Genomic DNA, 4277 nt, shown 5'->3' with positions numbered 1-4277 from the left:
GCCGCGTCTAGTTCCAGTCGTCCCTGGCTCATCTTCGCGAGCAGCGCCGGCACGTTGCCCAGGCGCACCGGCTCGTGGCCCAGCAGGCGCACGGCGGCCTCCAGCGCCCCGACGGTTTCCTCCGGCTCGTACTCGGCGTCCCAGTCCGGCGGGGCGCCCGGCGGTCGCGGGGCGTCGCCGAACCGGTCGAAGCACAGGCCGATGCGCAGGCTCACGCCCGATCCCGACCTCGAGGCCGTTTCTCACCGGTGCCGGGCTCGGCCTCGAGGGCGTCGAGGTCGAGGAGCGGGGCGGCCGTCCTCGAGGTCGGTTCGGTGTCGGCGTCAAGGAGTTGCTCTGTGGAGGCCGTCGGCCTCGAGCCCGCGTCGGCGCGGGCGACCAGTTCGATCTGGTCGAGCAGGGCGTCGAACTGGCCGAGGCGTTTGGTCGACCACGAGCTGTAGGTGACGCGGCTGATGCCGTAGGCCACCGCGAAGACGACGGCAGAGACGAGCCCGAGGACCGCCGGGACGTACAGCTCTCCGTTGGCCAGTCCGATGCCCACGAAGACGGCCAGGAACGCGCCGAGGGCGCCGAGCCCCCACTCGCTCCCTTTGAACTCATGCGCTCGTGAGGACTCGAGGGTGACGCGTGTGCCGCCCTCGACGGGCGTGGCCGTGACCAGCAGGTTCGAGTCAGCGCCGCTGGACCACTCGCGCACGGGGCCGACTTCCGTCGGGATCCCCTTCGACCCGAACGTCCGGCGGAGCCGGGCGACGACCTCCGCCCACGCCGCGTCCGTCAGCTCGCCGGGGACCACGCGCGAGCGGCGCGGCTGGAGATTGATGCCCCAGACGTGAACCGGCTCCACGTCCTCCAAGCCGCCCCGGACGTCGGCGACGGCCGCGGCCACGTGGGCCGGGTCGATGCCGGAGGCCTGCGCGATCTCTTCGAGCTCGGCCATCGACAACCCTTCCGGCCGGGACGCGTCGGCGTGCTGGCGTTCGGCGGCGCGGGCGAAGATCCGTCGGGCCTCCTCCTCAGAAAAGCGGTCGGGCATGGCCGAAGCTAGGCCCGCGTCCGCCCTCGAGGGCGGGCCGGTTCGTCGTCGAGGGCGTCGCCTAGCGCGTCGAGGCGGATCCGTCCTCGAGGGCGGTCGTCGTCCGCTCGCGAGAGCAGGTCGATCCGGTCCAGCAAGCCGTCGATCTGGTCCTGCGTCGCGGCCTCCCTCCGACGCGCCAAGATAGGGATGCCGACGAGGCACGCGACCGCGAGCAGCATAGAGACGACCACGACCACGGCAGCCACCGTGGGCCGGCCGGTGCTGACGAAGATGCCGCCGTAGATCGCGGCATTGAGCGTCATCACGGTCGCGAGCAGCCACGCGCTCGTCTTGGCCGACGTCGTCTTCCGAGGGACGACGGCGAGCACCGTGCCGTCCTCCGTCGGTGTGACCTCGACGGACGAGAGCGACACGCCGCCGACGGTCGGCCCCGGCGCCGCCCACTCTCGACGGCGGCCCACTTGCTGGGCCACTCCCGGGCCGCCGGCCTTAGAACGCAGCAGGTCCACGATCTCCTCCCACTCCCGGTCCGAGACGTCGCTCGACAACACGCGGACCCGGCGTCCATCGTCGGCCGCGATCTCGACGCGTTCGGCGGCGATCGCCTCCGCCACCAACCCCGCCTCGAGCCCGACGTCACGAGCGATCGCCTCGAGGTCGGCGCGGCTCAGCCCGTCGGGGACCGCCGTCGTGTGCTGGCGCCGCGCCGCCCGCGCAAAGATGCGCCGGACCTGCTCTTCGGTGAACCGTTCAGACATGGCCGAATCTAGGACCGGACGCGGTCACGGGACGGCAGATCGGAATCGGAATCGGCCTCGAGGTCGCTGATCGCGTCGAGGTCGACGAGCGGCGGGTCGATCTCGAGGCCAGACGCGTCGTCCTCGAGGACGGAAGGCGCCGGTGTCGGCCTCGAGGGCGGAGCGGCCAGACGCGCGAGGTCGTCGGCCAAGCGGTCGAGGTCGGCGGGCCGGGCAGGAGCCTTGCGGCGGAAGTTGAGGATCGGAATCACGGTCGACAGGACGAACAGGACAAGCATCGAGAGCGCGAGCGCGGTCCCGCCGGGCTTCTCCGGCTTAAAGACCATCATGGCCAGGCCCAGGAGTCCGCACATCGCCGTGATCGCCCCGAGGCCCATCGCGATTCCTGGCTCCGAGGCCGACGCCGACTCCACCGTCATCGTGGCCCCGTCGCTGCTGGGGACGACCGTCACGCGGGCGCCGTGGCCAGGCATCCCGGGGTTCGACGTCCAAATAAGCCGGTCTCCGACCGTCTCGACCTCGTCAGCCGTGGGCTTTTCCGCTCGCAGCCGCTCGACGATGCGACCCCACGCCGCGTCCGTCACGGGAGCGTCGAGGTGACGAACCGTCCGCGAGCGCAACGGGACGCCGAGCCACGTCGGCACGGGCTGGACGTCCGACTCGGAGACGGCCGCTGCGATGTGGGCCGGCTCGATCCCGGCCTCGAGGCCGATGGCCTGGAGCTCCTCGAGCGTGAGCGCGCCGCCGGTCGGGCGGGCGGCGTGCTGGCGCTGAGCGGCGCGCGCGAAGATGCGCTGGGCCTCGTCTTCGGAGAAGGTCTGCTGGCTCATGTTCGTGCCCTGCGACGGTCGGCCGGTCCGGCCTCGAGGGCGGGATCCTCGAGCGCCTCGAGGTCCACGACGGGGGCGACCCGGTCCGGGCTAGCTCGGCGTGGCTCAGAACCCACCGAGGACGGCGCCGTGTGCCGAGCGACGAGTGCGACGCGCTCGAGCAGGCGCGCAAACCGGCCCGCCGCGGGCTGCTTCCAGAACCGGGAGACGACGTGCGATCCGACCGCGAACATCGTCCCCATTCCGGCCATCATCGCGGCTGGAATCCATATCTCGGGATCTGCACCCGCGAGAAAGAGGACGAGGAACACCACGGCCATCACGAGTTGGATTCCGCTGGCCCACGCGAACCCTACGATGGTATCGCGGATGGACTTCGACACCGTCACTCGGAAGCCCCCGTCCACGGGCTCGGCGGTCAGGCGCGTGACGGTTCCGCTCTTGGTCCCGTTGCTGCTGATGAGGGTCCACTCGCGCAGGCGCCCTACTTGGCCCGCGATCCCTGGCTCACCGAACTCGCTCCGTGCCGCGCCGACGATCTCGGCCCACGTATTCTCATCGAGCGTCCCAGTCAGCACGCGGGACCGGATGACCTCGACGGGAACGCCCAGCAGCGTTCTCTCGGCGTGAGGCGCCGCCTCGAGTTCGGCCGCCGCGATGGCGACCAGGCTCGGGTCGAGGCCGGCGGCGCGGGCCGCCTCTTCGAGCTCAGACAGAGACAGCCCATCGGGGCCGGCTCCGGCTCGCTGGCGGTCGGCGACGAGGGCGAAGATGCGCTGGGCCTCTTCTTCGGAGTAACGCTTGGGCATGGCGGAACCTAGGACTGAGACCGCCACCGGCGGACGGCCGATTTTACGAGGCCGCCGTCCTCGAGGTCGTCGAGCGCGTCGAGGTCGAGGAAGGGTGCCGCGTCGGAGGCATCGACGCCGAAGGCATCGGCCTCTGGGACTTCGGCCTCGAGGGGGTCGACCTCGAGACCGCCCTGTGGGACGTCGAGACCGGGCGAGGCGTCATCGGGCACGCGGTTGAGAATCGGCGTCAGGTCGTCGGCGAGCGCGTCGAGGGCGCGGAGCTTTTTCGCCCGCCACCGCCGGTCGAGGACAGTGACGATGGGCGAGCACACCGCCCAAAACACTAGGAATGACGCGAACATGATCGGCAAGGCCGTCCCCGCGCCGAGATCGGTCTGTCCGACGCCGAGCATGACGAGCAGCGTCGGGAGGAGCGCGACGAGGAACCCGTATCCGATGCCATCGACAGTTGGAGTTGAGGTGCCGACGATCTGCGTCATCCGCAACCGGGTCCGACCGTCGCGAGGGCTCACCGTCACGCGCGTGCGGACGCCCAGGTTGCTCGTGTGCGACCATTCGTACGTGGAGCCGATCTGGCGGACGGTCTCTCCAGCGTCGCTCCCCGTCGCCGAGCCGATCGAGGCCCCAAAGGTCTGCCGGACGTGAGCGACGACGTCCTCCCACGCCTCGATCCTGAACGGCGCGTCGATCCAGCGCTCCACGATCACCTCGGTCTTGGTCTGGCTCGTCTGTCGGTCCAGCGTTCGCCCCACCGTGTCCATCTCGGACGCCGCAGCTCGCAGGTGCGCCGGATCGATGCCGGAGTCCCGTCCCAGCCTCTCGATCTCGTCGAGCG

General features: G+C 70.8%; 5 protein-coding genes and 1 pseudogene. All 6 read right to left on the bottom strand.

Annotation, left to right across the window (positions count from 1 at the left end; genetic code table 11):
* Positions 1 to 215, bottom strand: a pseudogene (locus WBA11_RS18680) (D-alanine--D-alanine ligase); the annotation flags it as partial.
* Positions 212 to 1039 carry a hypothetical protein gene (locus tag WBA11_RS18675; protein ID WP_424522141.1) on the bottom strand — a complete coding sequence of 276 codons (828 nt, stop codon included), beginning with the start codon at positions 1037 to 1039 and terminating at the stop codon, positions 212 to 214. The gene WBA11_RS18675 and the pseudogene WBA11_RS18680, both read right to left, overlap by 4 nt.
* Before the next feature lie 8 nt (positions 1040 to 1047).
* Positions 1048 to 1800, bottom strand: coding sequence for a hypothetical protein (locus tag WBA11_RS18670; RefSeq protein WP_424522140.1), 753 nt, complete (start codon positions 1798 to 1800; stop codon positions 1048 to 1050).
* 8 nt (positions 1801 to 1808) lie between these two features.
* Entirely contained in the window at positions 1809 to 2630 is an 822-nt protein-coding gene (locus WBA11_RS18665; RefSeq protein WP_424522139.1) for a hypothetical protein, read from the bottom strand.
* On the bottom strand, positions 2627 to 3439 hold the full coding sequence (locus WBA11_RS18660; RefSeq protein ID WP_424522138.1) for a hypothetical protein: 813 nt from the start codon (positions 3437 to 3439) through the stop codon (positions 2627 to 2629). The genes WBA11_RS18665 and WBA11_RS18660 overlap by 4 nt, the downstream gene beginning before the upstream one ends.
* 8 nt (positions 3440 to 3447) lie before the next feature.
* The coding region (locus tag WBA11_RS18655) for a hypothetical protein (protein ID WP_424522137.1) at positions 3448 to 4277 on the bottom strand (830 nt) is incomplete at its 5' end.

The sequence above is a fragment of the Rubrivirga sp. genome (assembly GCF_049648075.1).
Lineage (GTDB): Bacteria > Bacteroidota > Rhodothermia > Rhodothermales > Rubricoccaceae > Rubrivirga.
The sequence above is the reverse complement of the archived record's forward strand: the minus strand, read 5'-3'. Positions and strand labels throughout refer to the sequence as shown.